This is a genomic window from Paraburkholderia rhizosphaerae (assembly GCF_004366595.1).
Classification (GTDB): domain Bacteria; phylum Pseudomonadota; class Gammaproteobacteria; order Burkholderiales; family Burkholderiaceae; genus Paraburkholderia; species Paraburkholderia rhizosphaerae.
Genome location: NZ_SORE01000001.1, coordinates 17,646 through 42,952, shown reverse-complemented (window position 1 = coordinate 42,952; position 25,307 = coordinate 17,646). Strand labels below are relative to the sequence as shown.

21 protein-coding genes are annotated in these 25,307 nt (G+C 62.5%); 8 read left to right on the top strand and 13 right to left on the bottom strand.

Going from position 1 to position 25,307, the window contains the following annotated elements; translation table 11 throughout:
• Positions 1–5 precede the first annotated feature (5 nt).
• The gene (locus BX592_RS00150) at positions 6–4,022 is read left to right on the top strand and encodes a DUF748 domain-containing protein (protein ID WP_134189619.1); all 4,017 of its coding nucleotides are present in this window, start codon (positions 6–8) and stop codon (positions 4,020–4,022) included.
• Between the two features lie 123 nt (positions 4,023–4,145).
• The gene (locus BX592_RS00145) at positions 4,146–5,378 is read left to right on the top strand and encodes a hypothetical protein (RefSeq protein WP_134189618.1); all 1,233 of its coding nucleotides are present in this window, start codon (positions 4,146–4,148) and stop codon (positions 5,376–5,378) included.
• 46 nt (positions 5,379–5,424) lie between these two features.
• Here BX592_RS00145 and pdxR read toward each other — a convergent pair whose 3' ends face one another.
• Positions 5,425–7,032 carry a MocR-like pyridoxine biosynthesis transcription factor PdxR gene (pdxR, locus tag BX592_RS00140; RefSeq protein WP_134189617.1) on the bottom strand — a complete coding sequence of 536 codons (1,608 nt, stop codon included), beginning with the start codon at positions 7,030–7,032 and terminating at the stop codon, positions 5,425–5,427.
• A 195-nt stretch (positions 7,033–7,227) separates the two neighbouring features.
• Between pdxR and BX592_RS00135 the strand changes: the two genes are divergently transcribed.
• The 6 genes from BX592_RS00135 (at position 7,228) to BX592_RS00110 (ending at position 13,589) form a co-directional block, all read left to right on the top strand.
• On the top strand, positions 7,228–8,319 hold the full coding sequence (locus BX592_RS00135; RefSeq protein WP_134189616.1) for an ABC transporter ATP-binding protein: 1,092 nt from the start codon (positions 7,228–7,230) through the stop codon (positions 8,317–8,319).
• Between the two features lie 78 nt (positions 8,320–8,397).
• Positions 8,398–9,450, top strand: a complete 1,053-nt coding sequence (locus tag BX592_RS00130) for an ABC transporter substrate-binding protein (RefSeq protein ID WP_134189615.1) — start codon at positions 8,398–8,400, stop codon at positions 9,448–9,450.
• 106 nt (positions 9,451–9,556) lie between these two features.
• Positions 9,557–10,819, top strand: coding sequence for an ABC transporter permease (locus BX592_RS00125; RefSeq protein ID WP_134189981.1), 1,263 nt, complete (start codon positions 9,557–9,559; stop codon positions 10,817–10,819).
• A gap of 36 nt (positions 10,820–10,855) precedes the next feature.
• Positions 10,856–11,695 (top strand): ABC transporter permease, encoded by an 840-nt coding sequence (locus tag BX592_RS00120; protein ID WP_134189614.1) that lies wholly within the window; start codon positions 10,856–10,858, stop codon positions 11,693–11,695.
• A gap of 518 nt (positions 11,696–12,213) precedes the next feature.
• Positions 12,214–12,855 carry a response regulator transcription factor gene (locus BX592_RS00115; protein WP_134189613.1) on the top strand — a complete coding sequence of 214 codons (642 nt, stop codon included), beginning with the start codon at positions 12,214–12,216 and terminating at the stop codon, positions 12,853–12,855.
• Positions 12,852–13,589: an Hpt domain-containing protein gene (locus tag BX592_RS00110; protein WP_134189612.1), complete on the top strand. Its 738-nt coding sequence runs from the start codon at positions 12,852–12,854 to the stop codon at positions 13,587–13,589. Before BX592_RS00115 ends, BX592_RS00110 begins: the two co-directional genes overlap by 4 nt.
• Before the next feature lie 25 nt (positions 13,590–13,614).
• On the opposite strand, the gene BX592_RS34270 is transcribed toward BX592_RS00110, so the two are convergent.
• The 12 genes from BX592_RS34270 to BX592_RS00050 all read right to left on the bottom strand — a co-directional run bounded on the left by BX592_RS34270 (position 13,615) and on the right by BX592_RS00050 (position 25,307).
• On the bottom strand, positions 13,615–14,070 hold the full coding sequence (locus BX592_RS34270) for a lytic transglycosylase domain-containing protein (RefSeq protein ID WP_243849226.1): 456 nt from the start codon (positions 14,068–14,070) through the stop codon (positions 13,615–13,617).
• A 260-nt stretch (positions 14,071–14,330) separates the two neighbouring features.
• A complete protein-coding gene (locus tag BX592_RS00100; protein ID WP_341802869.1) occupies positions 14,331–15,116 on the bottom strand; it encodes a TadE/TadG family type IV pilus assembly protein in 786 nt (261 codons plus the stop codon).
• Positions 15,117–15,148: 32 nt separating this feature from the next.
• On the bottom strand, positions 15,149–15,499 hold the full coding sequence (locus tag BX592_RS00095; protein WP_134189609.1) for a DUF192 domain-containing protein: 351 nt from the start codon (positions 15,497–15,499) through the stop codon (positions 15,149–15,151).
• Positions 15,496–16,374: a type II secretion system F family protein gene (locus tag BX592_RS00090; RefSeq protein ID WP_134189608.1), complete on the bottom strand. Its 879-nt coding sequence runs from the start codon at positions 16,372–16,374 to the stop codon at positions 15,496–15,498. The genes BX592_RS00095 and BX592_RS00090 overlap by 4 nt, the downstream gene beginning before the upstream one ends.
• A gap of 2 nt (positions 16,375–16,376) precedes the next feature.
• The gene (locus BX592_RS00085; protein WP_134189607.1) at positions 16,377–17,225 is read right to left on the bottom strand and encodes a type II secretion system F family protein; all 849 of its coding nucleotides are present in this window, start codon (positions 17,223–17,225) and stop codon (positions 16,377–16,379) included.
• 10 nt (positions 17,226–17,235) lie between these two features.
• Positions 17,236–19,128, bottom strand: a complete 1,893-nt coding sequence (locus tag BX592_RS00080; RefSeq protein WP_134189606.1) for a TadA family conjugal transfer-associated ATPase — start codon at positions 19,126–19,128, stop codon at positions 17,236–17,238.
• Positions 19,129–19,149: 21 nt separating this feature from the next.
• On the bottom strand, positions 19,150–20,820 hold the full coding sequence (locus BX592_RS00075; protein ID WP_134189605.1) for a type II and III secretion system protein family protein: 1,671 nt from the start codon (positions 20,818–20,820) through the stop codon (positions 19,150–19,152).
• 20 nt (positions 20,821–20,840) lie between these two features.
• Complete coding sequence (gene cpaB, locus BX592_RS00070) at positions 20,841–21,902, bottom strand: Flp pilus assembly protein CpaB (protein ID WP_134189604.1); 1,062 nt, start codon at positions 21,900–21,902, stop codon at positions 20,841–20,843.
• Between the two features lie 25 nt (positions 21,903–21,927).
• A complete protein-coding gene (locus BX592_RS00065; protein ID WP_134189603.1) occupies positions 21,928–22,134 on the bottom strand; it encodes a hypothetical protein in 207 nt (68 codons plus the stop codon).
• A 1-nt stretch (position 22,135) separates the two neighbouring features.
• Positions 22,136–22,885, bottom strand: coding sequence for a hypothetical protein (locus BX592_RS00060; RefSeq protein WP_243849225.1), 750 nt, complete (start codon positions 22,883–22,885; stop codon positions 22,136–22,138).
• On the bottom strand, positions 22,882–23,775 hold the full coding sequence (locus BX592_RS00055) for a hypothetical protein (protein ID WP_243849224.1): 894 nt from the start codon (positions 23,773–23,775) through the stop codon (positions 22,882–22,884). The genes BX592_RS00060 and BX592_RS00055 overlap by 4 nt, the downstream gene beginning before the upstream one ends.
• Positions 23,772–25,307 (bottom strand): hypothetical protein, encoded by a 1,536-nt coding sequence (locus tag BX592_RS00050; protein WP_134189602.1) that lies wholly within the window; start codon positions 25,305–25,307, stop codon positions 23,772–23,774. The genes BX592_RS00055 and BX592_RS00050 overlap by 4 nt, the downstream gene beginning before the upstream one ends.

The window sequence follows — 25,307 nt, the reverse complement described above, 5'->3', positions numbered from 1 at the left end:
CGAGAATGGCAAGCCTCAATAAAGCATCGCTCGCATCATCTCTCCACGCTGTAGGCAATGTTGCACGCGCGCGGCGCACTCGCCGCGTCGTCATTGGCCTGCTGATCTTCATCGTGGTATTCGGGTTGCTCGGCTTCTTCGCCGCGCCGCCGCTGATTCGTCATATCGCCGCACAGCAGCTTTCCGAACAACTCGATCGCCCGGTCACGATTGGCCGCATCGCACTCAATCCGTACACGCTCAATCTCGAAGCGGATCGCATCCATATTGGCGACCGCGGCGGCGCCGGCGCTTTCGTCGATATCGAACGGCTGATCGTGCGACCGTCATGGACATCGTTGTTTCGCGCGGCGCCGATCGTCGATGAAGTGCAAATCGATTCGCCGCGCTTTCATATTGTTCGTTACGATGCGCAGCGTTTCAATTTCAGCGATCTGATCGACAAATTCTCGAAGCAACCCGCGAAGCCCGACAGCAAGCCGACGCTGTTCTCGGTGTCGAACATCCATCTCGAAAATGGTTCGATTACGTTCGACGACCGGTTGCTCGGTGAAAAGCACGTCATCGATCAGTGGAAGCTCGGCGTGCCGTTTATCGCGACGCTGCCGTCGAAGACCGACATCTTCGTTGAGCCGGTGTTGCGGATGCGGATCGACGGCAGCCCGCTCGCGGTGGACGGCAAGACCAAGCCGTTCGCGCAGTCGCGCGAATCGGAAATGTCGCTTCGTTTCGACGGGCTCGACGTGCCGCGTCTGCTGTCGTATGCGCCGTCGAAACTGCCGGTGACCGTGCAGTCGGGCAAGTTGTCGAGCGACCTGCAGCTTAACTTCGTGATGTCCGGCGACACGCCGACGTTGCGCGTGTCGGGCACGACCGATCTCGCCGACCTCGACGTGCGCGACGGGCACAACGCGCCGTTCTTCGCCGCCCATCAGGTGCATGTCGGTGCCGATCTGCTCGAGCCGTTGAAGAGCGTGTACCACTTCAACGACATTCGCGTCGACGCGCCGTCGACGCATCTGGCGCGCGACAAGGACGGCATATTTAGCATCCAGCGCATATTCGCCGCGCAACCGGGCGCGACACCGGCGGCAAAGGCAGCGGCGAACGGTGAGGCGAGTAGTAGGGCCAACAGCGAGGCCAACAGCGCAGCCAACGGCGGGGCGAACCCTGAAGCCAATAGCACCGCGAGCGCACCGGGCGCCGCGTCCGCGCCACAAGCCACGGCCAGCGCCCCCACCGCGCCTGCTGCAGCAGCTGCGGCGCCGCTGCCGCTCGATCTGACGGTCAAACGCTTCACGCTGAGCGATGGCACGGTCGAAGTGGACGATGCCGCGGCATCGCGTCCGGTGACGACGACGCTGACGAACGTCGGCATGTCGCTCACCGACTTTTCGTCGATCGCGAAGACACCGGCGCGCTACTCGCTGAGCCTGACCTCGAAGAAAGACGGCGGAACCCTGAACGCGGCGGGCTCATTCGGCATGGTCGCGAAGACCGCCGACGCGAAGCTCGATCTGAAGTCGATATCGCTGCCTGCGCTGCAACCGTATCTCGACACCGCGACCGCCGCGCAGGTGCTCGACGGCAAGTTGAACGCGAGTGTCAACCTGAACGCAAACTGGGCGCAATCGCCGCCTGCGGTGCAAGTTGGCGCGAGCACGCTTGATCTGCAATCGTTGAAGGTCGCGGGGCCGGGCGACAAACAGCCGGCCATCGCGCTCGCACAAGGGCACGTGGCGCTGAAGGGCGTCGACGTCGGCGCGCGCAAGGCCGACATCGAGAGCGTCGACGCGAGCGGTCTTGCGGTCGACGCGACGCGCCTGAAAGACGGCAAGATCGATCTGCTCGCGCTGGCCGGTCCGCCGCAACAGACGGCGCAGGAGCGCACGGCGATCCACGCGGTGAAGAAGGCACAGGAAACCGGGCCCGCGTGGCACTACACGATCGGTGCGCTGAACCTGAAAGACGGCTCGGCAACATTCACCGACGAGTCGACCGCGCGTCCAGTCAAAGTGACGTTCGCGCCGCTGCAACTGAAAGTGCAGAAGATCAGCGACGATATGTCCCGCCCGCTGCCGATCGATCTGCAGACGACAGTCAATCGCAAGGGCACACTCGGCGTGAGCGGCGACGTGACCGCGTCACCGCTCAAACTCGCTTTGAAGCTCGATGCGAACCGGCTCGACGCGGCCGCGTTCGAGCCGTACTTCGGCAATCAGTTGAATGCGACGGTCGCGAGCGCGCTGGTGAGCGCGAAAGGCGACGTCGCGCTTGCGCAAGAGGAACAGCACGGCAAGGCGGGCGGACTGAAGGCGTCGTATCGCGGCGACGCGGCGCTGGTCGACGTGCGCATGCTCGACAAGGTGACGTCCGCACCGTTCGCGGGCTGGCGTTCGCTTGCGCTGACCAATCTGAAGGCGGACTACGACGCGCGCGGCACCGACGTCGATGCTTCCCGCGTGACGTTCTCGGACTTCTATGGCCGCGTCGTGCTCGATGCGCAGGGCAAGCTGAATCTGAGCGACATCAAGTCGAAGCCTGGCGACGGCGGGTCACGCTCGCTGACGCAAAGCAAGGGCGGCAGACCGCCGATTCCGCTGACTCCGCCCGCGGTGGCGGAAGCCACAGGGGCGAGCGAAGCGGGCGCGGGGAGTGCCGCGGTGACGCTCCGGACCCCGGCCGGCGCGAGCGGCGCAAGTGCGGCGGCTACCGCAAGCGCATCCGCGACCGCGACCGCATCCGCACCGGCGCCCGCTTCGGTGCCGCGTACCTCCGTGGCCGCGAACGGAAAAACGCAGCCCGCGCAGACCGCATCCGGTGCGCCGGTCAAGCTGCACTTCGGTCAACTGGTGCTGCAAAACGGCCGCGTGACGTACACCGACAACTTCGTGAAGCCGAACTACACGGCCAATCTGGTTGCGATCCACGGCACGGTCGGCGCGTTCGGTACGCAGTCGACCACGCCCGCGCCGGTCGATATCGCCGCGAAGCTCGCTGCGAACGGGCCGTTGTCGATCCGCGGCACGGTGAATCCGCTGATCGCCCAGCCAGCGCTCGACCTGACCGCGACCGCGCACGACATCGAACTGACCAATCTCACGCCGTATTCGGCGAAATACGCCGGCTATCCGATCACAAAAGGCAAGCTGAACGTCGACCTGCATTACAAGCTCGAGAACAATCAGCTGAGTGCGAACAACCATCTGTTTATCGATCAGCTGACTTTTGGCGATCGCGTAGAGAACGACACCGCGACCAAACTACCGGTGAAACTCGCGATTTCGCTGCTGAAGAATTCGCGTGGCGAGATCGATGTCGACATTCCGGTGTCGGGGTCGCTCGACAACCCGGAGTTCAGCATCGGCGGGCTGATCTGGCATGCGGTACTGAACCTGCTGCAGAAGGCGGTGACCGCACCGTTCACGCTGCTTGCGCACGCGTTCGGCGGCGGTAACAGCGCCGCGGACTACGGCCACGTCGAATTCGCGGCGGGCTCGGCGAAGCTGTCCGACGCGGCGAACCAGAAGCTCGACACGATCGCGAAGGCGCTGGCCGACAAGCCGTCGGTGCGCATCGACCTGATCGGCCGAGTCGATCCGGCAGTCGACGAACCGGCGCTGCGTACCCGTTACGTCGACCGGCTCGTCAAGCAGGAGAAGCTGAAAGACGTGGTTGGCAATGGCGAGAGCATCGATACGTCGAACGTGACGGTGAGTCCGGACGAGTATCACAAGTACCTGGTCAAGGCATATAAGGACGCCGACTTCAAGAAACCGAGCAACTTTATCGGCATGACGAAAACGCTGCCCGACGACGATATGAAGGCCGCGCTTGCCGAACACGCGCAGATCAACGAAGCGAGTTTGCGCGATCTTGCACAGCGTCGCGCGCAGGCGGTGCAGCAGTACTTCGACGGCAAGATCGACAGTAGCCGCGTGTTTATCGTTGCGCCGAAACTCGACGCGAGCGGTATCGACGATAAAGGCGCAACGACGCGGGTGGATTTCGGGTTGAAATAGGCGGGAGCCTGCGCACGACGGTTTAACGAGCCGGCGGTGTTATTCATGCAGGTCCGGCCAGCGATCCTGATGCCTATCATAGGTCGTGTACCGGCCAGGTGCCGGGCTCTCGACGGATCGCGCATGAACACCATGATCGGTACCTTTACGCCGGGCCACGCCAGGGTCGATGCCGGCCATCAGACGCCTTCGAATGACAATGCCATTGCATCGGGTCGCACGTCTGATAGCGTCCTGGTTCGAGCGAAGCGTGCGCAGATCGAACCCAAATGGCAGTCGAACACGCAAAGCTGGGCGCAGTTCCAGTCCCGGCACTACAACTGGCGAATGGGTTTGCCGCCAGGCACCGCTTCTACCGGTGCAAGGATTCCGCGAACAGAGGGTGTTAGTCCGAAAGCACCGGCTAAAGACGTCGCGTTTCAGATCCTGTTGGCGTTCATAGGGGGCGGCCCATTCAACCCGGTAGTCGGCGGGCGCTTCGCTGGCGCGGGCTCGGTAGCCGTTGTGTCGCGGCCTACTGGTGGTCTGCGCTTCGACGCGACCTTTGCCGGCGAGCGGCCGGGCGTAGCGCGTCCGGCCGGAACGCTCGCGCTGCAGCGGGGCGGTGCAAGTCCGCAATCGCCGATGGATACGACTTCTCCGCCACGCTCGAACGTGCAGTCGCCGATGGATACGACTTCTCCGCCACGCTCGAACGTGCAGTCGCCGATGGATACCGCATCGCCCCCGCGCTCGAACGTGCAGTCGCCGATGGATACCACACCGCCGCTATCCGAAGCGTTGCCAAGGCAGGCTGCGGGTGCGGCTAACGAAACCCATCCGCCGGCTTTGCAAGACATGTATCTGAACGATCAGCGGATGCTGGAAAAGAAGACCTTTTCGACGGTGTACCGCGCTGCGCCGGCAAGCGAACGCGACGCGATCCTGCAGCACGGCTTTTTGCCGTCGAAACATTTTGGCGGTGTCGACAAGCTGATTTCCGGCGACGCGCTAATCGTTTCAGAGACTGCTGACGGTGCGCGCATATTCGGCGATAGCGAATACGGCTCGGGTTGCTACGATCTGTACGAGATCGATGCCCGTGGCTTCAAAGGCGTGTCGCTGCAGGATAACGTGAGTTTCAACGCTCGATCCATAGCTTCCCGTTTCGGCTACACACCCGAAGTGCTTCAGTCGATGCAACCGCGCGAAGTGGCGGAAGGTGCGCTGGAATTCAGAGAAGCGCATATCGACGCAACAGCAGGGGACGCGCGCCGCGTGAAGCTCATTGAATACGGTACGCTACCGCCGCAGTTTTCACCAAACGACGCGACTGCGAATAGCGGATCAAGCGGCGATTCGGCAAGCGACGGATAGTGTCCGTTCACGATAGCCGTGCTTGTGCGCCCACATGGCGATGCGCTCACGCGGCATGCGGCGACACCCGCAGTACGGTGTTCTCGATCACTCGCGCAAGTGTGTCGAACGCCGGCCCGATCTTTTCGTTCGGTACGCACGCATAACCGAGCAACATCCCGCGCCGCGACGGCATCTCGCCGCTGTAGTACCCGGCGAGCGGCCGCACGATCACGCCCGCATCGTACGCAGCCGCCGCGACTGCGCGATCGTTCGCATGAAGAGGCAAGCCGAGCACGAAATGCAGACCGGCCTCGTCGCCCATCACCGGCAGCGTGTCGCCGAAACGCGCGGTGATCGCATCGATCAATATTTGCCGCCGTTCGCCGTACAACGCACGCATGCGCCGAACGTGCGACGTCAGATAGCCATCCATAATGAACTCGGTCAGCACCGCCTGCTGCATCAGCTGGCCTTCGCGATACAACTCGGCAATGCCGGTCCGGAACGTATCGACGAGATCTTCCGGCGCGATCATGTAACCGATCCGCAGCCCCGGAAACAGCATCTTGCCGAGACTGCCGACATAGATGACGCTCCCCGCGTCATCCAGACCTTGTAGCGACGCCAGCGGGCGGCTGCCGTAGCGGAACTCGCTGTCGTAGTCGTCCTCGATGATCCATACGCGATGCTGCCTGGCATACTCGAGTAGCGTGCGGCGGCGCGCGAGGCTCATCACCATACCGAGTGGATACTGATGCGACGGCGTGACGAGCGCGAGCCGCGGTGGCGTGCGCAAGTCGGGCTCCCGCGGGTTCAGCCCCTCGTCGTCGACCGGTATCGGCGCAAGCGTCAGCCCCGACGACTGCAACACGCTGCGCACACCCCAGTAGCAAGGCTCCTCAACCCACGCGCGGTCGCCGACGTCGGTCAGCAGGCGTACCGCGAGATCTATCGACTGATGAATGCCGGTCGTGATGATGATCTGGTCGGGCGTGCAGTTCACCGAACGGGCGACGCGCAGATAGTCGGATAACGCGCGGCGCAGCGGCCGGTAGCCGCCGCCGGGAGCGTAAGTGAGCAACTCCGGATTGGCCTGCTTCCACAACTTCGCCTGCAGCCGGCTCCATGTGCGCGCGGGGAACTCGGATACATCCGGCACGCCCGGCATGAACGCCCCCCACTGTTTCGCCGACACGCCCGCTTCGCGAATCAGCCGGCGTCCGCGCGCGGACAGGTCGCGTGCTTCGGTGTGACGCAGCGGATGTGCGGCGACCATGACCGGTGGAGCGTGCGTCACCGCTTCGGCAAAAGTAGGGGCAACCCTTGCATCGACGGGCAGTGCCGCATCTTCGCGTGGATGGTCTGGCGCTGCCGGTTTTCTCGCGTTGACCGCGCGGCGGTCCGGCCTCGTATCGGCAACATAAGTGCCGCTGCCGGTGGTCGAGTGCACATAGCCTTCGGCCGTCAACTGGTCGTATACGTGCAGCACCGTGTTGCGCGCTATGCCGAGATCGGTGGCGAGCGTGCGAGAACTCGGCAGCTTCGTGCCGGGCGGCAACTGACTCGTCAGGATCGCTTGCTGAAGCAGCCGCAGCAACTGGCGATAAACGGGCTCGGCATCGCCACGATCGAGCCGCGCGACAAGCCAATCCGACAGGATCACTGTGTCCAAATGGTTCTATCCGGAATAATGAAATGGTTCCATAGAGTGGAACCGTAACCGGCTATAGTGGATCGCGCAATCAATGCAATCCCTCGCTGGCGACGGAGCCACAGCAAGGATTAGACTCAGAAAACCCGGGAATTCGCCGGGCATAAGAGACCGTACGGACAACCAGGCGGACGGCGCGCAATGGAGACATCCCCGATGAAAACCGCAGACGTGATCGTCAGTTTCCGCGGCGTGCGCAAGACCTATGATGGCGAGACGCTCGTCGTCAAGCAGCTCGATCTCGACATTTATCAGGGTGAGTTTCTCACGCTGCTCGGGCCGTCCGGCTCGGGGAAAACGACCTGTCTGATGATGCTCGCGGGCTTCGAATTTCCGACTGGCGGCGAAATCTGGCTCGACGGCACGCTGCTCAATACGGTGCCGCCGCATAAGCGCAACATCGGTATGGTGTTTCAGAACTATGCGTTGTTTCCGCATCTGACTGTCGAGCAGAACGTCGCGTATCCGCTGACTGTACGCAGGCTGTCCGCCGACGAGCGCGCGCAGCGCGTCAATCAGGCGCTGAAAACGGTTCGCATGGAGGCCTTCGCGAAACGTTACCCGGCGCAGCTGTCCGGCGGCCAGCAGCAACGCATCGCGCTCGCGCGCGCACTCGTGTTCGAACCGAAGCTGGTGTTGATGGATGAACCGCTCGGCGCGCTCGACAAGCAGTTGCGCGAACACATGCAGTACGAACTGAAATCGCTGCATGAAAAGCTCGGCGTGACTTTTGTCTATGTGACGCACGATCAGGGCGAAGCGTTGACGATGTCCGATCGCGTTGCCGTCTTCGATAAAGGCGTGGTTCAGCAACTGGACACGGTGGACCGGCTGTACGAGTCACCCTGCAACGAGTTCGTCGCGAACTTCATCGGCGACAGCAACCGCTTGCGCGGCACGATCGCACAGGTCGATGGCGACTACTGCGAGTTTCATCTGGTCGACGGCACGCGACTCGTCGGGCGCAACATCGCGGGCGCGCAAGCGGGTACGCCCGCCGTCGCATGTATTCGTCCCGAACGCATGAAACTTGCCGCAAACGGATTGCGCGCGGGCGCAAATGCGCTCGCCGGCGAGGCGCGCGGCCTGATCTATTTCGGCGATCACGTGCGGATGCGCTGTGGCCTGCCGCAGCAGGACGAGTGTTTTGTGAAAGTGCCGCTCGGTACCGAAGCGATCGAACGCTTCGCGCCAGGCGCACCTGTCGCGCTGGAATTCGCGCCCGAGCATCTGCGCGTGTTTGCATGAGCGCCTTGGAGAACGCGCCCATTCATATAAGGCCCTTCAGGGCAAACCATCATTAAACAAGGAAGTGAGGAGGTCATCATGAGAAAAAGCGGGCAAACGCGTAGTGCGATCGTCATCGGTACGGCAATCGCCGCATTGGGTATCGCCGCGCAGGCGGGCGCGGCGGAATTGACGGTGGTGAACTTCGGCGGCGCCAATGGCGACGCGCAGAAGGCCGCGTTCAACCAGCCATTCGAGGCAAAGAGCGGCGCGAAGGTCACAGCGGTCGAATACAACGGCGAGCAGGCCAAAGTGAAGGCGATGGTCGAGGCGAAGCACGTGAACTGGGACGTCGTCGAGGTCGAATCGGGCGATCTCGGCCGCGGCTGCGACGAAGGCCTGTATGAAAAGCTCGACTGGTCGAAACTCGGCAAGAAGTCCGACCTGATTCCTGAAGCGCCGCAGACATGCGGTGTCGGCATCTTCGTGTGGTCGACCGCGATGGCGTATAACGCGGACAAGCTGAAGACGGCACCGGCGAGTTGGGCGGACTTCTGGGACGTGAAGAAGATTCCCGGCAAGCGCGGCATGCGCAAGGGCGCGCGCTACAACCTCGAGTTCGCGCTGATGGCCGACGGCGTCCCGCCGAAAGACGTCTACAAGGTGCTCGCAACGAAAGAAGGCCAGGACCGCGCATTCAAAAAGCTCGATGAACTCAAGCCGAATATCCAGTGGTGGGAAGCCGGAGCGCAACCGCCGCAATTTCTGGTGGCCGGCGATGTGGTGATGTCGACTGCGTATAACGGCCGCATCGATGCCGCGCAGAAAGAAGGCAAGAACCTGAAGGTGGTGTGGAACGGCAGCATCTACGACCTCGACTACTGGGCCATGCCTAAGGGCACGCCGAACAAGGCGCTGGCCGAGCAATACATTGCTTACTCGATTTCGTCGCAGCCGCAGCAGGAGTACGCGAAACATATTGCGTACGGTCCCGTGAACGAGGCGGCTATCAAGGCGCTTGATTCGAAAACACTTGCGAATCTGCCCAACTCGCCGACCAACGGCAAGAACGCAGTACTGCAAAACCTGACGTTCTGGACCGACCACGGTGACGAGCTCGAACAGCGATTTGCTTCGTGGGCGTCGAAATAGTCGGACGGTCGTTGCGGTTCGAGGCGGCGCGGTGTGTCGAGCGAATGCCGCGCCGCTGCGGCGACCGGGTTGAATCGCCGCATACGGGAGACTTGATGTGACCACGATGACGATCGCGGCGGATTCCACCGCTGAATCCGCCGGAAAGCTCAAACGCGAGCTGAAAGCGACCGAGTCGCGCAAGCGGATGATGGCGCTGCTGCTGATCGCGCCGCTGGCGATTTTCCTGCTGTTGATCTTCGTCGTGCCGATCGGCGCACTGCTCACGCGCGCCGTGCAAAACCCCGAGATTGCGACCGCGTTGCCGCATACCGTCGCCGCGCTGCGCGACTGGGACCTGAAGTCCGTGCCGCACGACAGCGCCTACGCAGCACTCGCCACCGATCTGACCGCGGTCGCCGACGGCGAAGCAATGGGCGCGCTCGCGCGGCGGCTGAACACTGAGATACCAGGCTATCGCTCGCTGGTCGCGAAGACCGCGCGCGCGATGCCGCTGACCGACGACGCCGGCCACGCGCTGCCTGCCGCGCAGATTCGCGCAAAGATTCTCGAGATCGACGAACGTTGGGGCGACGTCCGATACTGGCACGCGATCGCAAAGAACCGCGGCACGATTTCACCGTTCTACCTGCTCGCGTCGCTCGATCACCGGCAGGATGCATTTGGCCGTATCGTGCCGACCGACCCCGAGCAGCAGATTTATCTCGCCGTGTTCCAGCGCACGTTCGTGATCGGTGTGGTGGTGACCGTTTGCGCACTGCTGCTCGGTTATCCGCTTGCGTACTGGATTTCGACGCTGTCCGAGCGCCGCGCGAACCTCGTGATGATCCTCGTGCTAATTCCGTTCTGGACGTCGATTCTCGTGCGCGTCGCCGCGTGGATCGTGATTCTGCAAAGCGAGGGGCTCGTTAACAAGGCGCTGATCGGCAGCGGCCTGATTCATGATCCGCTCGCGTTGCTGTTCAATCGGACTGGCGTCTACATCTCGATGACGCACATTCTGTTGCCGTTCATGATCTTGCCGCTCTACAGCGTGATGAAATCGATTCCGCCTACGTACCAGCGCGCGGCAATATCGCTCGGCAGCCATCCGTTCGCAGCATTCTGGCGCGTCTACGTGCCGCAGACGTACCCGGGCGTCGGCGCGGGGGCGCTGCTGGTGTTCATTCTCGCAATCGGCTACTACATCACGCCCGCGCTGCTCGGCGGACCGAATGACCAGATGGTCAGCTACTACGTCGCGTACTTCACGAACGTGACGATCAATTGGGGCATGGCCTGCGCGCTCGGCGCACTGCTGCTCGCGGCGACGCTCGTGCTGTATGTGATCTACGGACGCTTTACACGCTCGCAAGTCAGCCTTGGCTGATGCATAGGGACTGCTGCAACAACAATGAGAGCCGCGATGAAATTCGCCAAACCGATGTTCGCGCCGCACACTTCGCTGATCGAACGGGTGTGGTATTTCGCGCTACGCGCGCTCGCGGTGCTCACGTTGTTGTATCTGGTGCTGCCGGTGCTCGCGATCGTGCCGCTGTCGTTTTCATCGAGCACATTCCTGGTCTACCCGATTCCGGGCTGGTCGCTGCGGTGGTATCAGAACCTGATCGGCGCCGACGAATGGCGGATGGCCGCGAAAAACAGCTTTATTGTCGCGCCTTCGGCTACTGTGCTCGCGACGGTGCTGGGCACGCTCGCCGCGATCGGCCTCACGAAAGCGAATTTTCGCGGCAAAGCTTTGCTGATGGCCGTGCTGATTTCACCGATGATCGTGCCGGTCGTCGTGGTCGGCGTCGGCATGTACCTGTTCTTCGCACCGCTCGGGCTTGCGAACACATATGCCGGTTTGATCATGGCTCACGCGGCGCTCGGCGTGCCATTCGTCGTGACCACCGTCGCGGCGACGCTGCAAGGCTTCAACTACAACCTCGTGCGCGCAAGCTTGTCGCTCGGCGCGAATCCGCTGCAGACTTTCTTCCGCATCACGCTGCCCGTGATCGCGCCAGGCGTGATCTCCGGCGCGCTGTTTGCTTTCGCGACGTCGTTCGACGAAGTAGTCGTTACGCTGTTTCTCGCAGGCGCCGACCAGACGACGCTGCCGCGTCAGATGTTCACGGGTATCCGCGAGAACATCAGCCCGACGATCGCGGCGCTCGCGACCATTCTGATTGTATTTTCCACTTGCCTTCTGCTCGCGCTCGAGTGGCTGCGCGGCCGCAATGCGGCACGCGCGGTGCGCGTGTAATTGCCTTTTCCCACCTGCGTTCACTTTAGCGGGCATGTTGCGACTGATGTAGCGCATCGCGCTGCACCGGTTCGGGCTGCGCCGCTTTAATGATGCGTCGCACGCGCGGCTGTCAAGCCTGCTTGTCGATGCATCCGGCACCCTATCCCTTGCGAAATTTCAACGGCTGACGAATCCGACGACGCGCGGGGAAATTTCCTGGACTTTGTGCGCGTCAACCTGTTTATGCTCACGCTGCGTGAGCGCAATGCGTTCGCGGTGGACATTGTTGAAGTCGCGTCATGCTATGCCATTCTGGCGTGATGCATGCGGCATTAAATGGCCGGCAATGCAGTGATATGACCGACCCTCGGATTGCGCGTGTTAAACATTCGACTTACGCGTGAATGTATCAATTGTCAGGATCAGGAACGCGAGCGCGAGGTATTGAAATAGGGTCGAATAAACGATGACGGAAAGTGTCATCGACTTTTTATCGATTCGTGAATTCATAAAAACATAATTTGGGAGAACAGAATATGACGACGGTTATGATTGTTGACGATCACCCGGCACTGCGTCTGGTGATCCGGACACACCTGACACAAGTGGCGAACATTGCCGATATTGTGGAGGCCGATAATGGTCAGGAGGCTGTCGAGATGACGCGCCAGCATTTGCCGGATCTTGCCATTCTCGACCTCGATATTCCACGCATTAATGGCCTCGACGTTATTCCGCGCCTTCGCCTTGCGCATCCGGAGATCCGTGTGATGATCCTGTCCGGCCATGACACGTCGACCTTCGTGCAGCGTGCGGTGCGTGCAGGCGCACAGGGCTTTGTCAGCAAAACGCAGGACATCCGCGAGATCGTGCGCGGCGTTGAAGCCATTCTGTCAGGATACAGCGTGTTTCCGGTGACGTCAGGCACCATCGTCGCGCCGATCGTCGGTGAGGTCAGCGAGCACGACAAGCTCGATCTGTTATCAGACAAGGAATTGGTCGTTTTGCAGATGCTTGCGAAGGGCATGTCGAATAAAACGATCGGTGAGGCGCTATTCATCAGCAACAAAACCGTCAGCAGTCACAAGACGCGCATCTTGCAGAAGCTAGGCGTGGAGACGCTGGTCGACCTGGTCGATTTCGCGCGGCGCTGCGGCATCGCGTCGACGCAGCAATGATTCGCCGGTATGGCGAGCGCCGCGATCCGATACACCTCGCGGAACGGCGTGCGATATCGGTGGGTGGATTTGGCGCCGATGCCCGGCACGCCGATAGCGGCGGCTACGGGCAGGTGGCGTCAGGCGAATGCGGTCATCGGCCGATCCGGATGGCTCTGCTTTCGTCCGAGCCTCAAGAGATCGCATCTATCCTCACGCGCTCGGGCATTTCGTCCGATACGCACGATGTGCGATTTGCACTAGTGAACGGTCGCGAGCATGAGGCCCTTGCCGCCGAGTGGCATAGTTCGTTCGCCGATGGATTGCCGTTGCCGCTTGCGAGCGGCGGTGCACGCAAGCAAGGTCGCTGCGGTGTCGTGTTGATCGTAAGCGAGCGTCGCCCGCTGAAGGCTCAGGTCGATACACTGGCCTGCGGCGATGACGCCATTGCCACTGAATTCATGCGGATACTGGTCGACACCAACCGCGAAGCGCTGGGCGCGCTGTATGACGCCGCGCGCCGTGCTCAGTGGGCTGAACTCGGAAACGTCACACATCGGCTCAATGGATCGCTCAGTCTGTTCCACTGCGGCAACATCATCGCGCTTGCGTCACGGATGGAGCAGGCCGCGCGTCTTGGCGACGCAGCCAGGGCGCGCGCGATCCTGCCGGTTTTCGCAAGCGTCGTGCAAAGCCTGAATGCGGTCCTCGAAAAGATGCTCGGACATACTGGCGGCGGCCCTGTGCATGGCTAGCACGGCGGCCGCGAGGTTGTTGCCGTCAGCGAGAGTGCGTTGGCAGGCGGGCCACGGCATAGCCGGCTGGGTTCGCTTCTCCGCGCATGAACTGCACGGCTTGCCGGTAGTGTCCATATCGTTCGACCACTTGCGGGACGTAGCGCTCCGTCTCGCGATAGCGCGGGATGGCGCCCCCCGAGCGGCGCACCGCGTATTCGCCGGCGTTGTATGCCGCGAGTGCGAGTTCGAGGCTGTCAAAACGTGTGAGCAAGGTGCGCAGAAAGCGCGCGCCCGCCAGCACGTTCTGTCGCGGGTCGAATGGGTCGGCGACGCCGTACGATCGGCCGGTCGCCGGCATCAGTTGCATGAGCCCCGCAGCGCCCTGTTTCGAAAGGGCCTGCGGGTCACCGCCTGATTCCACGTCGATCACCGCCATCAACAGCGCGCTGTCGATGTCGACCGCTCGTGCCGCTTCTTCGATCAGTGGCAGGAACGTCATGACTCGCGCTTTGACGGTTGACGCCGGTTGTCGCGGATCGACCTGAAGCACCCGTGACACGGATTCCGGGCGGCTCGGGACAACGTCATCGACAGCCCGATCTTCGACAAGGCCGCCGATGATCACGACCACGTGAGGGCTAGTGCTGCGTGCTGTTTGCGCGTCCACCGGTCGAGCCTGCGCGCAGCATGTCGCGGCGGCCACAGCGATCAGCAAGTGCGCGCGCGTGCGCGCGTGCGGCGTGCGGCGGGATCGCGGTGTCATCGGCGCGCAGCGCGAGATCTCGCCATGCCCGGTAATTCAGTGGGTTCGTGTGCGGCATCGGCACGATAGGACGACTGCATGCGCACGATCGCTTCCGACTCGAGTGCGAGCGGCCAGCGGCCGGTCTCGATGCCGTCGGCGAGCTTTGTTCTGCACATGAGATCGGGACGGCGCGGCGCGCCGTAGGCGTCATGACGCGCATCGGCAGGCTCGCGCGCGAAAACACCATCAGCTGCGACGTTGCCGATTACGTTCACCGCGTAATACAGCACCTTGTTGACGAGCGGAACGTACATGTCATGGCAGTAATGGACGCGGATTTTGAGCAGATTCGCGTCCTGGATGGCGACCTGCGAGTGTGGCCCGACAGCGGGGCTTCGGTACATCAACGTGTCGTTCGGGATCTCGTTGTAGCGAATGCCTTCAGCCGGATAGAAACGGGGGCGCGCGAAATCTTCGAGCATTTCTCGAGTGGGACTGACGATCGTGATCAGACTGGCGCGGACCACATTGGCTTGTGCCTGCGTCAGCGCGGCTCGTGCGCCGTCGCTATCGGCGCGACGCGCATATAGCGGTGCGAGGCCGCGAGCGAGTCCATCTTCCATCGCTGTCATCGAGCCGTGCGACACCGCGCCGGCGCGCGCTGCCTCGAGCGTGGCCACATCCAGCGTGGCCTTGGCCTGATACAGCAGTACGAACTGCACGACCGCAAAGGCAAGAAACAGCATTACGGGTGCAATCACAATGAATTCGCTGATCGCCTGCCCACGTTGTGTGCGCAACGAATTTACTATCCGCGCCGAATCGCATCCTGTCATAAGCGAGTCTCCAATCCGAGCCGCTTGCCGGCTGCGATCGACAGCCCATCCGCCATGCCCGCGCGCATTTCCAGTGTGCGTGTTGCGCGCAGGTTGAACAGTATCCTTGCAGGCGGCACCTCACGATGCACGGCTATCACGCGCCATAACCGGTCGACGAACATCACATCGATCGAAAACCGCATGCCGAATGTATGCACCGACCGGCATGGCACGAGCAGCAGCGCCTCGTCGTCCGCGAGCGTTGCGCGTCCGAGCAGTCCACGCATGCGTTCAGGGACTGAGGCCGCGATCTTCACGCGAATGTTGCAGGCACGGCCATCGACTGTCATGTTCGCGATTTTCAAAGCAGCCCTTCCTGAACGAACTTCATCACGATGGGAAATCCCAGCACGATGAAGGTGACGGGAAAGATAAAGATCAACAGCGGAAACACCAGCTTGACGGGCGCTTCCATCGCCTGCTTTTCGGCGCGCTGGAAACGCTCGGCCCGGCGCTGCTCCGACTGGAAGCGCAACGTCCTCGCGAGTCCGGAACCCATGCGCTCGGCCTGAAGGATCGCGCCGACCAGATTGGAGACTTCCTTGATGCGTTGTCGTTCGTCAAACCGGCGCAGCGCTTCTGTACGGTTCAAGCCTGATTTCAGATCGCGCAGCACGTGTTCGAGCTCGCGGCGCAATGCGCCGTCCGGTCCTTTTTCGACGGCCTTCTGAAGCGCGCCGTTGATGTTCAGTCCAGCTTCGACGGCGATGGTCAGGAAATCGAGGTAGATCGGTAGATGCCGCTGGATCTTCGCTATATGCTGCTGCCTCACGCGCCGTGTCCATAGATGCGGGTAACCGTATCCGAAGAGAGCGAAACAGGCCGGCATCCACCATTGGAAAAGCCCGGTCGCCGCGGTGATCACGGATCCACCGAACGCTGCGGCACAGGCGCAGACCCATGACATCGCGATGAACTGCTGCGCGCTCATCAAAAACGTCAGTGAGGTCACACGCAATAGGCTCTCGGTGCGCTGTACGAGCGCCGCGCTGAAATACCGCTCGGCATGGTGCGCGACAAAGTTGACGAGCGGCCAGATTAGCCTGAGCAACGGCGGCAGCGGATCGAGCCAGGTCCGGTCCTCGTTCGGCACGTCGCTGCCGAGGTGGCCAAGCGAGCGCAACAACAGATAAGCGGCTAGCGTGGTGCCGGTACCCGCGATGATCGAGATGAGCAGCATCGTCACACGTCGATGTTGGTAATGCGGGAAATCGACTGGTACCCGAGGAACTCCATCACAGCGATCACGGCGAGTGTGCACCAGCCGACCGGTTCTGTGAAAAGCGGCGCCATCGCCACCGGTTCCATGAAACGCAGCACGATCATGAGGAAGAGCGGCAGGCAGGTCATCACGACGCCTTGCATGCGGCCTTGCGAGGTGAGCGCCCTGATCTTGCCTTCCATTTGCAGTTTCTGCTGCAACGTCTTCGCTACCGATTCGAGTGCTTCGGCAAGGTTGCCGCCCACTTCACGCGTGATGGTGACGGCAGCGGTCACCATCAATAAATCTGGCACGCGAATGCGCGCCTCGATGTTGCGCATCGCGATGTCGAGATCGATGCCCAGACGTATCTCACGCATCAGCAGTTCGAGCTCTTGCGATATCGGCGCGCTGGTTTCCTCGACGGTGCTTTCGAGCGCGATCGGAAAACTTGCGCCGGCACGCAGCGCTCCCGCCATCATCAACAATGCATCGGGCAACTGGCGCTCCAGCGTGTGCAGCCGTTTGACGCGTATCCACGCCAGATAGCGCCGCGGCACGGCGAACGCGACCGGTATCGTTGCCACCGCAACGATCGCGCTGCCGCTCAGTGCGAACGCGCAACACGGCAACAGCAGCATCGCGAACAAGGTCCATGCGATCACTCGCTGCCGGCCGACGAAGACGAACGCGTCTGCAAGTGACTGTTCGACTTCGTGCGCAATGCGCTGGGTCCGGCGCGTGAGCGCGGTACCGCCGATGCGCGCGAGCATGCCTATGGCGACGACGCCGCCGGCGAAAGTGAGCGCGAGAATAGCGAACAGGTTCATCTGTGCGCCCTTATTCGCCGCGCGTGAAGATATCGGTGTTCACCGGAATTCGCCGACGTAGCAGGTCCTGATAGAAATCGGGTATATAGGCGGTCGGCACAAATTCGCCCTGAATCTTGCCGCTTTCCCCGAAGCCCGTTTCGCGAAACATGAATACGTCCTGCAACTGGATAACGCCCGACTCCATCCCGCTGACTTCCGTGATATGGGTGACGCGCCGGGAGCCGCAAGAAAACCGCGATTGCTGGACGATAAGGTCGACTGCCGAGCAGACCTGTTCTCGAATCGCCTGCACAGGAAGGTCGAGGCCGGCCATCAACGTCATGACTTCGAGCCGCGCAATGCAGTCGCGCGGCGAGTTCGCATGCGCGGTGGTAAGCGAGCCGTCGTGCCCGGTATTCATTGCCTGCAGCATGTCGAGCGCTTCGCCGCCACGGCATTCGCCGACGACGATCCGGTCTGGCCGCATCCGCAAGCAGTTTCTGACAAGATCGCGAATCGGAATCGCGCCTTTGCCTTCCATGTTTGCCGGGCGCGCTTCGAGTGACACGAGATTCGGTTGCGAAAGCTGAAGTTCCGCGGCGTCCTCGACGGTAACGATCCGCTCGTCGTCGGGAATGTATCCGGACAGCACATTGAGCAGCGTCGTTTTGCCGGAGCCGGTGCCGCCCGAGATCACTATGTTGGCGCGCTGCCGTACGGCAGTTTGCAAAAACTCGAGCATGTCCGGCGACATCGAGCCGAAACTGATCAGGTCCGCGCCAGTGAGCTTGCGGCGTGAGAATTTGCGAATCGTGATGCTGGGCCCTTTCAGCGCGAGCGGCGGGATCACCGCGTTCACGCGTGAGCCGTCCTTGAGCCGCGCGTCCACCATCGGAGAACTTTCATCGATGCGCCGGCCGATCGGTGCGACGATCCGTTCGATTGCGCCGAGCACCGCGCGGTCGTCGGTGAAGATTACTGGCGACCGGGAAAGACATCCATTCTGCTCGATGAATATTTCGTCGTGACGATTGACCATGATCTCCGAGATGTCGGGATCGGCAAGCAGTGCCTCGAGTGGACCCAGGCCGATAATCTCGTCGAACACGCTTTTCTTCAGCGTTCGGATGTCGATGTCGGTGTGTGCGAATGCGCTGTCGTGGGCGAGCAGCTCGTCCAGCGCATCGCTGACGGTCGCGCGCAGTTCGTCGTCGGCCATTCGCGATACGTTCAGCCGGCGCAGATCAAGTGCGGCAATCACCTTCATATGCGCGAGCTTGCGCAAGCCCACGCCGATCGGACTGTTGATTGGCGCGCTCGCCATCGCGGCTTCAGCGACAGGTTGCACGGTTCGATCGTCGGAGCGGGGCGTTGCGACCGCGAGCATTCCCGCTCGGCGTTGACCGGTCTGTCGGGCCGCGTCACCGGGCGCCGCGAAGTTCTGGAGCAGGCGTAAAGGGCCGTGCCCCGATGGCATCGGGACGTCGGCCTGGCGGCCAGCCGCAGCATGCGCGTCGTGAGCGACACCACTCGTGGAAGCCGCCGTTCGCGCATTCGTAAGCGATACCTGCCGATGTGGCGGATCGACCTCCACGTCAGTCAACGCCGTGGCAGTCGGGACACGCGGCGTGTGCGTCACCGGGACGACCTTGATCGAGGTCGAACCGATCTCGATCAGGTCGGCATCGCCAAGTGGCCCATAGCGCACCACCGGCGTGCCGTTGACCAGTGTCGCGACGATCCCGCCGTGATCTTCGATATACCACGCGTGAAATTCGTTCACGAGGCGTGCGTGCGTCTTGCCGATAAGCATGCCCTTGATCACGATATCGGAGTCGGGGCTCCTGCCGATCGTGCAGCTTCGTTCGATTTCGAGCGTGCGAACCGGGGCGTTTCGCGTATGGATCTCCAGCTTCAACATGGGGTGTCTTCCATCGAAATGTCAGTTGCTTTTGCCGACGGGCACGGCCGGTTGCAGGATCGACACGTCGGATACGGTCGATTCGTCGGGCGCGGGGAGTTGAGCATTACGCAACTGGATGGCTTCAGCGAGCCCGATTGATGCGGCGAAAGCGTGCGGCGGATGCGTCGGGTCGGTAGCCGGCGGTGCGCTGTTAAAGCTCGTGGCGGACATCGGCGGCTGCGCATCGTGCGGCTTAACCGGCTCTGCAGGCGGCACTGCAGGGGACACTGATGGTGGCATCGCGACCGGCACGACCGGCGCCACGGCAGGCGCTGCCGCGGGCGCCAACTCCTGAGCCGCTGCCGGAGCCACGATATCGTCGAGCGGACTCGGGTCCCCGAATCGATCGCGATAGAGACGGGCGCCTTCGTCCGCGCGTGCGAGCAGCGCCGTGTTCGGTGCAAGCGTCGGGTCCGAAATCAGCGGCGTGACGAAGATCACAAGGTCGCTTTTCTTCGACCGGAACTTGTCCGAACGAAACAGCTGGCCGATGATCGGCAGCCCGGCGAGAAACGGCATGCCGTTCGATGCGTCGAGCGCATCCGCGCTGACCAGCCCGGAGATCGCGATCGTTTCGCCGGCGCGAATCGAAATATCGGACGTTGCGCTGCGCGTGAGGAATCCCGGAAAGCCGCCGTATGAAACCGACGGATCGATCTGGCTAATCTCGGTCTGCACATTGGCCGAGATGATGTTGTTCGCGTCGACCACCGGCTTGATGTTCAGCTTGATCCCGTATGGCTTGTAGTCGACATCCGTGGTGCCGAGCGCGCCGGCCTTCGGGATCGGCACTTCACCGCCGGCGAGAAACGTCGCGGTGCCGCCGCTTTTCGCGTTCAGTTCGGGAGCGGCGAGGATGTACGCGTCGCCGTTGTTGATCGCGAAGTTGATCTTCGAAGTGAGTGACGATGCGATGCCGGCGAAAAAGAAGTTCGCGCCCGGTATGCCGCTGCCTGCAAAGCCCTGGCCCGTCAGTTGTGGGCCGTTGAACTGGCTATCCCATGCGATGCCGAGATCGCGCTGACCGGTGCGCGTGATCTCCATGATTTGTACCTTGAAATGGACGGTTTTTTTCAATGCATCGCCCTCGTCGACCGTCGTCGTATCGATCACGTTGCCCAGATCGGCGATGGCGGCTTTGACGACCGGCGCCATATCTCGATGCACCGCGCCGGAGAGCACAATGTTGGGTCCGATCGTCTGCACGCGAAGTCCGGCCACCGAGGCCAGCACGCCGCGCAATTGCGTGGCCGTTGCGACGACGTCGCCTTTTGCGATCCGTACGGTGGTCTGTAGCGCAATGCCGGTGTGATTCCAGACGACGAGCGACGTGATGCCGGCATTCTCCGCGAGCAGCATCAGCCGTCCGTCGACGACGTTCGCGGTAATCAGTTTGCCGTTGCCGATTGCAATGCGTTTGATCGTGCCGGGCACGTCGAGCATCCTGACTTCGCCGCGGTACATCTCGAGAACGCCGTCGTTGTTGGGCAACACGTCGATCCCGCGAACTGCAGCGGGCGTTTGTGCGAGCGCGGCCTGTGCAACGCCAGACGGCACAAACGGCGCAAACGTACTGGTGGCGCTCAGTACGAGATGAACGGACGCGCGGTACAACGTCGCGCGACGGGCGATACGATGACTCACTTTCATCTGAAACTCGTGCGGATGCTTTAATTCCGGCTCGCCGCATTGCGCGAGCCGCGTTGCTGAAGTTGCCGTGCGATTGCGTTTGCGTCGTCGTACAGGCTTGTGGGCGTGCTCGTCACGGGTTGATCCGATGCAGGTGGGGCGGCGATCTGCGGCGCAGCGCGTGCCTCGGGCAGCGTCACGCCGGAGTCCGAAACACCACTTGCAGCGACCGTCGTCACACCACCACCGCCGGCAATGATCTCGACGACCGGCGTGTTGCGGGGTCCCACCGGTGCCGGGAACAGGTCGTCTTCGGCGAGCCTGACGGGCAGGCCGGCTTGCCGGTCGTCGCTATTGCGCAGGATTAGCCGCAGTGAGCCGACGCGCTGCGCGAGTGCGAGACGGGCGGCTTCCGCGGCCGGCACTTGCACAGTGACGGTGTTGTAGTTCGTATTGGCGCGCGGGTTGTCCGCCAGGTCTTGTGCATCGTCCGCGTTACGTGGGCGGACGTCCTGACCGGTGGCGAGAATCAGTACATCGGGCATCAATAATCTGATGACCTTGTGCTCGTCCGGTTGCCTGGCTGCGGCGGCAGCTGGGTCGAGACTCGTGCCGACCCAGTAGATGTCGACGCGATTGCCCGGTCGTGCCAACGATGCAGTCGAGTTGATCGTGTCGATTTCGAGTGTTAGCGCCCGTTGCCCTGCGGGCAGCGTGTCGGAGAAGTCACGCCCGCGCAGCGCGTCGATATCGCCGGTCCGCAAAGGACGGCCATGCAAGACCGCGCGCACCAGCCTGGACGCACGATACGCGTCGAAGTCCGCGACGCGGATCATGTCGTCGTACACGAGATCCGCGGCGATGTCGCGCGAGACGAAGTCGTCGCTCGACAACAGCGTGCCGGCCGGTACATCGCGATTGGGCACAACCACCGCGACGCCGGCCCGTGTCTGCCTGCCCGCTATTTCGGCTTTGAGCCGGGCTTCGTGGTCGACGAGATACCGGTAGACAAAGAACGTCAGCGCACCGGCGATCAACACGGCGACGAGCAGCACGATCCATGCATTACCGAACAACGAGCGAAATCTGATTTTATTTAACATGACGAAACGATGAGAAGCGAGCCCATCAGGGAAGCGATAACGCGAAGCCGTATGCGCTGAAACAGGACTTGAGCGCTGCGATCAATGCATCGATGGCGGGCACCTGTGCGCCGGCCAGCAGCGCGATCACGAGCGCGCAGGCAACGACGAGATACTCGGCGCTGGCCTGGCCGCACTGCAGACACCGCGAGACGGTACGCGCTGCTACACCGGTGACGGGGCGTTGTTGCACGTTAGTGGTTCCTTGTTACGTGAATGACCGCTTGTGTCTGGCCGAGGCGGTCGGAGAAAACGGCATCGACGCGGTCGCGGCCGCGCTGCATGCCGATTGCGCTACCGACGGCTTGTGTCTGCCGCGTGCCGCCGATCGGCTGGACCGGCATCAATGCAACAGTCGTCCAGCCTTGTGCGGCGAGCACGTTGCCATAGCGGCGCGCCTGACTGGCCGCGTCGCCATCCAGACGTACGATCCATGTGCGGCCGGTTTGGCCCGGATCATGGCTTTCGATGTCGGAAACCGTCTTGCTGCCGGGTGGCAACGGCGCCACTGTGTCTGGGATGCGATGGCGTGCGGTGCCGCCGTTCAGACGCATGACGCTCATCACACCCTTCGCAGGCGAAGCTTTGCGTACCGGCGTGATGAGCAAAACATAGTGGCAAGCTCCATCGAGCGCGGTCAGCAGCAGGCCGGAGGACTCGAGTCGTGCTTTGGCCGGCACGCCTTCGCGCGCCCAGAACGCACGGAACGCGTCGGATACCCGGTCGGCGGACTGCGCAAACTCGAGGCCGTAGACGGCGGTCGGAACACCGTTCACGAGCATGTCGCGGCCGATCGCCTGGATGCGCTCGGGCTGCACGGGTCGACGATCGCACTCTGCGACGGCCACCACGGGCAGCAGTGCACAAGCCAGCCAGCTGCGTTGGGCAGACCAGCGGACGGCGACGCGCGTAAAGCGCCAAGCGATGAGAAAAAGGCGTTTCATGGTGCAAGGCGATCGGCCGGCAAGACTTCATGCCGAATGCGGCCGAATTCGAGCGTGTCGATTTCCGGCGCATAGCGCCGCAGACCCTGGTACAGCGCCGGTGCTACGAGGTCGACCTGCGCCGCAGGCGCGGCGCGCGTCAACAGTGCGCGGCTATTCGCCGAACCTTCGGCCATCCATGTGTTGGTGAGCAGCGCGTTGGTGTCGGCAAACGTCACGCCGTCGAAGTCTCGCCACAAGCGCTTCAGTGCTTCATTCTTCTTGCCGACTGAAACGCTGAGGGTGCCGGATTGCAGCGTGCGGGACGGTAGATCCAGCGTCGCCGAAAATGTCGCTCCTTCGGCCGTGCGCACCGTGCCGTATCCATCCGCGGTGTAGGACGCGAGCGCGTCGGATGGGATCGATGCGGCGCCGCTGAGCGCGGCGACGTCCTGTGCGGCGGCTAGCAATGGCTGGCCGCCGTGGTCGCGCCACATCGCCTGCCCGGCGGCGGGCAAGCGATCCGCGTCCCGGTCCGCGCCGCCCAACGGCGCGCCGTTTGCCGCAAAGGTCCTTTGAAGAAACTCGCGCTGAATCGCGGCATCGCTTTTCGTCACTTGCAACGCGCCGCTACCATACGTGGCGAACCAGTCGCGCTCGCTGTGCGCGGCATCCGCGGACGCGCGCACATCGGCTGAGAGCCATACGGAGCGTTCCCACGCGACGTAACGCGATCCCAGCAGCGTTTTGTTGCGGACGTCGCTGAATTTACCGAGCATCGCCAACGCAATAAACAGAACGGCGGTGGCGAGCGACGTTGCGACGAGAAGTTCCAGCATCGCCTGGCCCGCGGCCGCGCGCGCGGCAGACTGGCCGTGACTCTTCATCATTGAGCGAGCGTGTAATGTCATGGCCGGCTCGTTGCTGTGCTGCTGACCGGCATGTGCGCCTGTCTTGCAGCCGCACGTTCACTTTCGCTGACCGGCGCAAGGCGAACCTGCCAGTAAGGGCTGAACGTGCTCGGATATTCCAGTTTGCCGTCTTCGCGCAACCATTCGTTCGCATGCAACAGTGCGCCGCTTGCCCCTACGCCGAACGGATCGTCTGCGGGGCGCACGAAATACGCGTGAGCGCTGGCGAGCGAGCGCATCACACCGCGTGCGCCGCTGCTATCGACTTGCATGCGCGCCGCGCCGCCAGGCTGTCGCGTCCGGGTAAGTGTGCCGATGTCGCGTTCGACTTCGATCGTGATGCGCGGCGCGTCGTCCGCGCCCGGTGTGCCGGTCATGTCCTGATAGGGCAGCAGGCCGCCATTATTCGCATCGAGTGATGGACCGGGCCCAAGCGTGAATTGAGTGGCCATCGCATCCGGGATCAGCAGTCCGGGTGTCGGACTCGTATGATCGCCAAAATTGTAGTAACCGCCGTATCCCTTCCAGTCGCTCCATGACACAAACGGCGGGTTCGTCATATAGCCGCGAGTGTTGCCGTTGGTGCTGCCACCGTGGCCCGCAATCGCATCGATCGGCCCGGTGCACGGGGTCATGATGTGCGCGGTGCTTGCATCGATAGACTGCCAGCCTTTCTTGTCGCTGCGCAGTTGTGTGCCGCCGACATGCGAGACGGTGATCGTGATGCGGCCAGCGGGCCGGCACGTCGGCGACGCCTGATCGTCGAGCTGCTGGTAGTTGGGCGCCACCGTGCGCGACGATGCGCGTTGTTTGACGAAACCATCGAGTGTTTGCCCATCCGTGACGACATCCGCGAAACGGTCGCGACCCAGCGTGCCGGCCGGCGTGACGATCGTCGTATAGGATTGCCACGCGACGAGTTGCGCGGCGTTGCGCACACTCGTGAAGTATCCGGCCGTCACGTGCGTATCGGGCTGGTTTTGCCGCGCGACGGCATCGGCGGTGTCGGGTACCGCGGTGATGAGCGCCATGTGATAGTGGACCTGCGCGGTGCTCAGCGCTCGCGTGATCGAGCCAATGTCTTGCGCGACAGTGGGCAACAGTGCGTCGAGCGTGCTGCGCACGGGTTCGATATCGATCCGGCCGCGTCGGTTCGGCGTGCTCCACAATGGGGGATGAGCGGCAACCGTGCGAATCAGGTCTTCTGTGTCGGGGTAGCCCGCATAGGTTGCGTCGAGTTCGTCTATCCACGACTTCAACGCGACCACTTGCGCTGCGGTGACCTGGTTGGCAACCATCGCGCGGTTTGTGTAGGCCGAAAAGTTGTAGTCGCGTGCCTGCAGCACGGCCGCGCTATATGCGGCGGCATCGGCGGTGTTCTGCAGCTTGAGCTTCGCGCCGCTCATCTGAAACGAGCCGAACGCGACATAGAGTCCAATGCCGCCGATCAGCAGAAAGAGAAGGGCAGGCACCAGCGCCTGCCCGCAAGCGCGAGCACGGCGCATCCTGACCACGCGGGCCGAGCGTTGCAT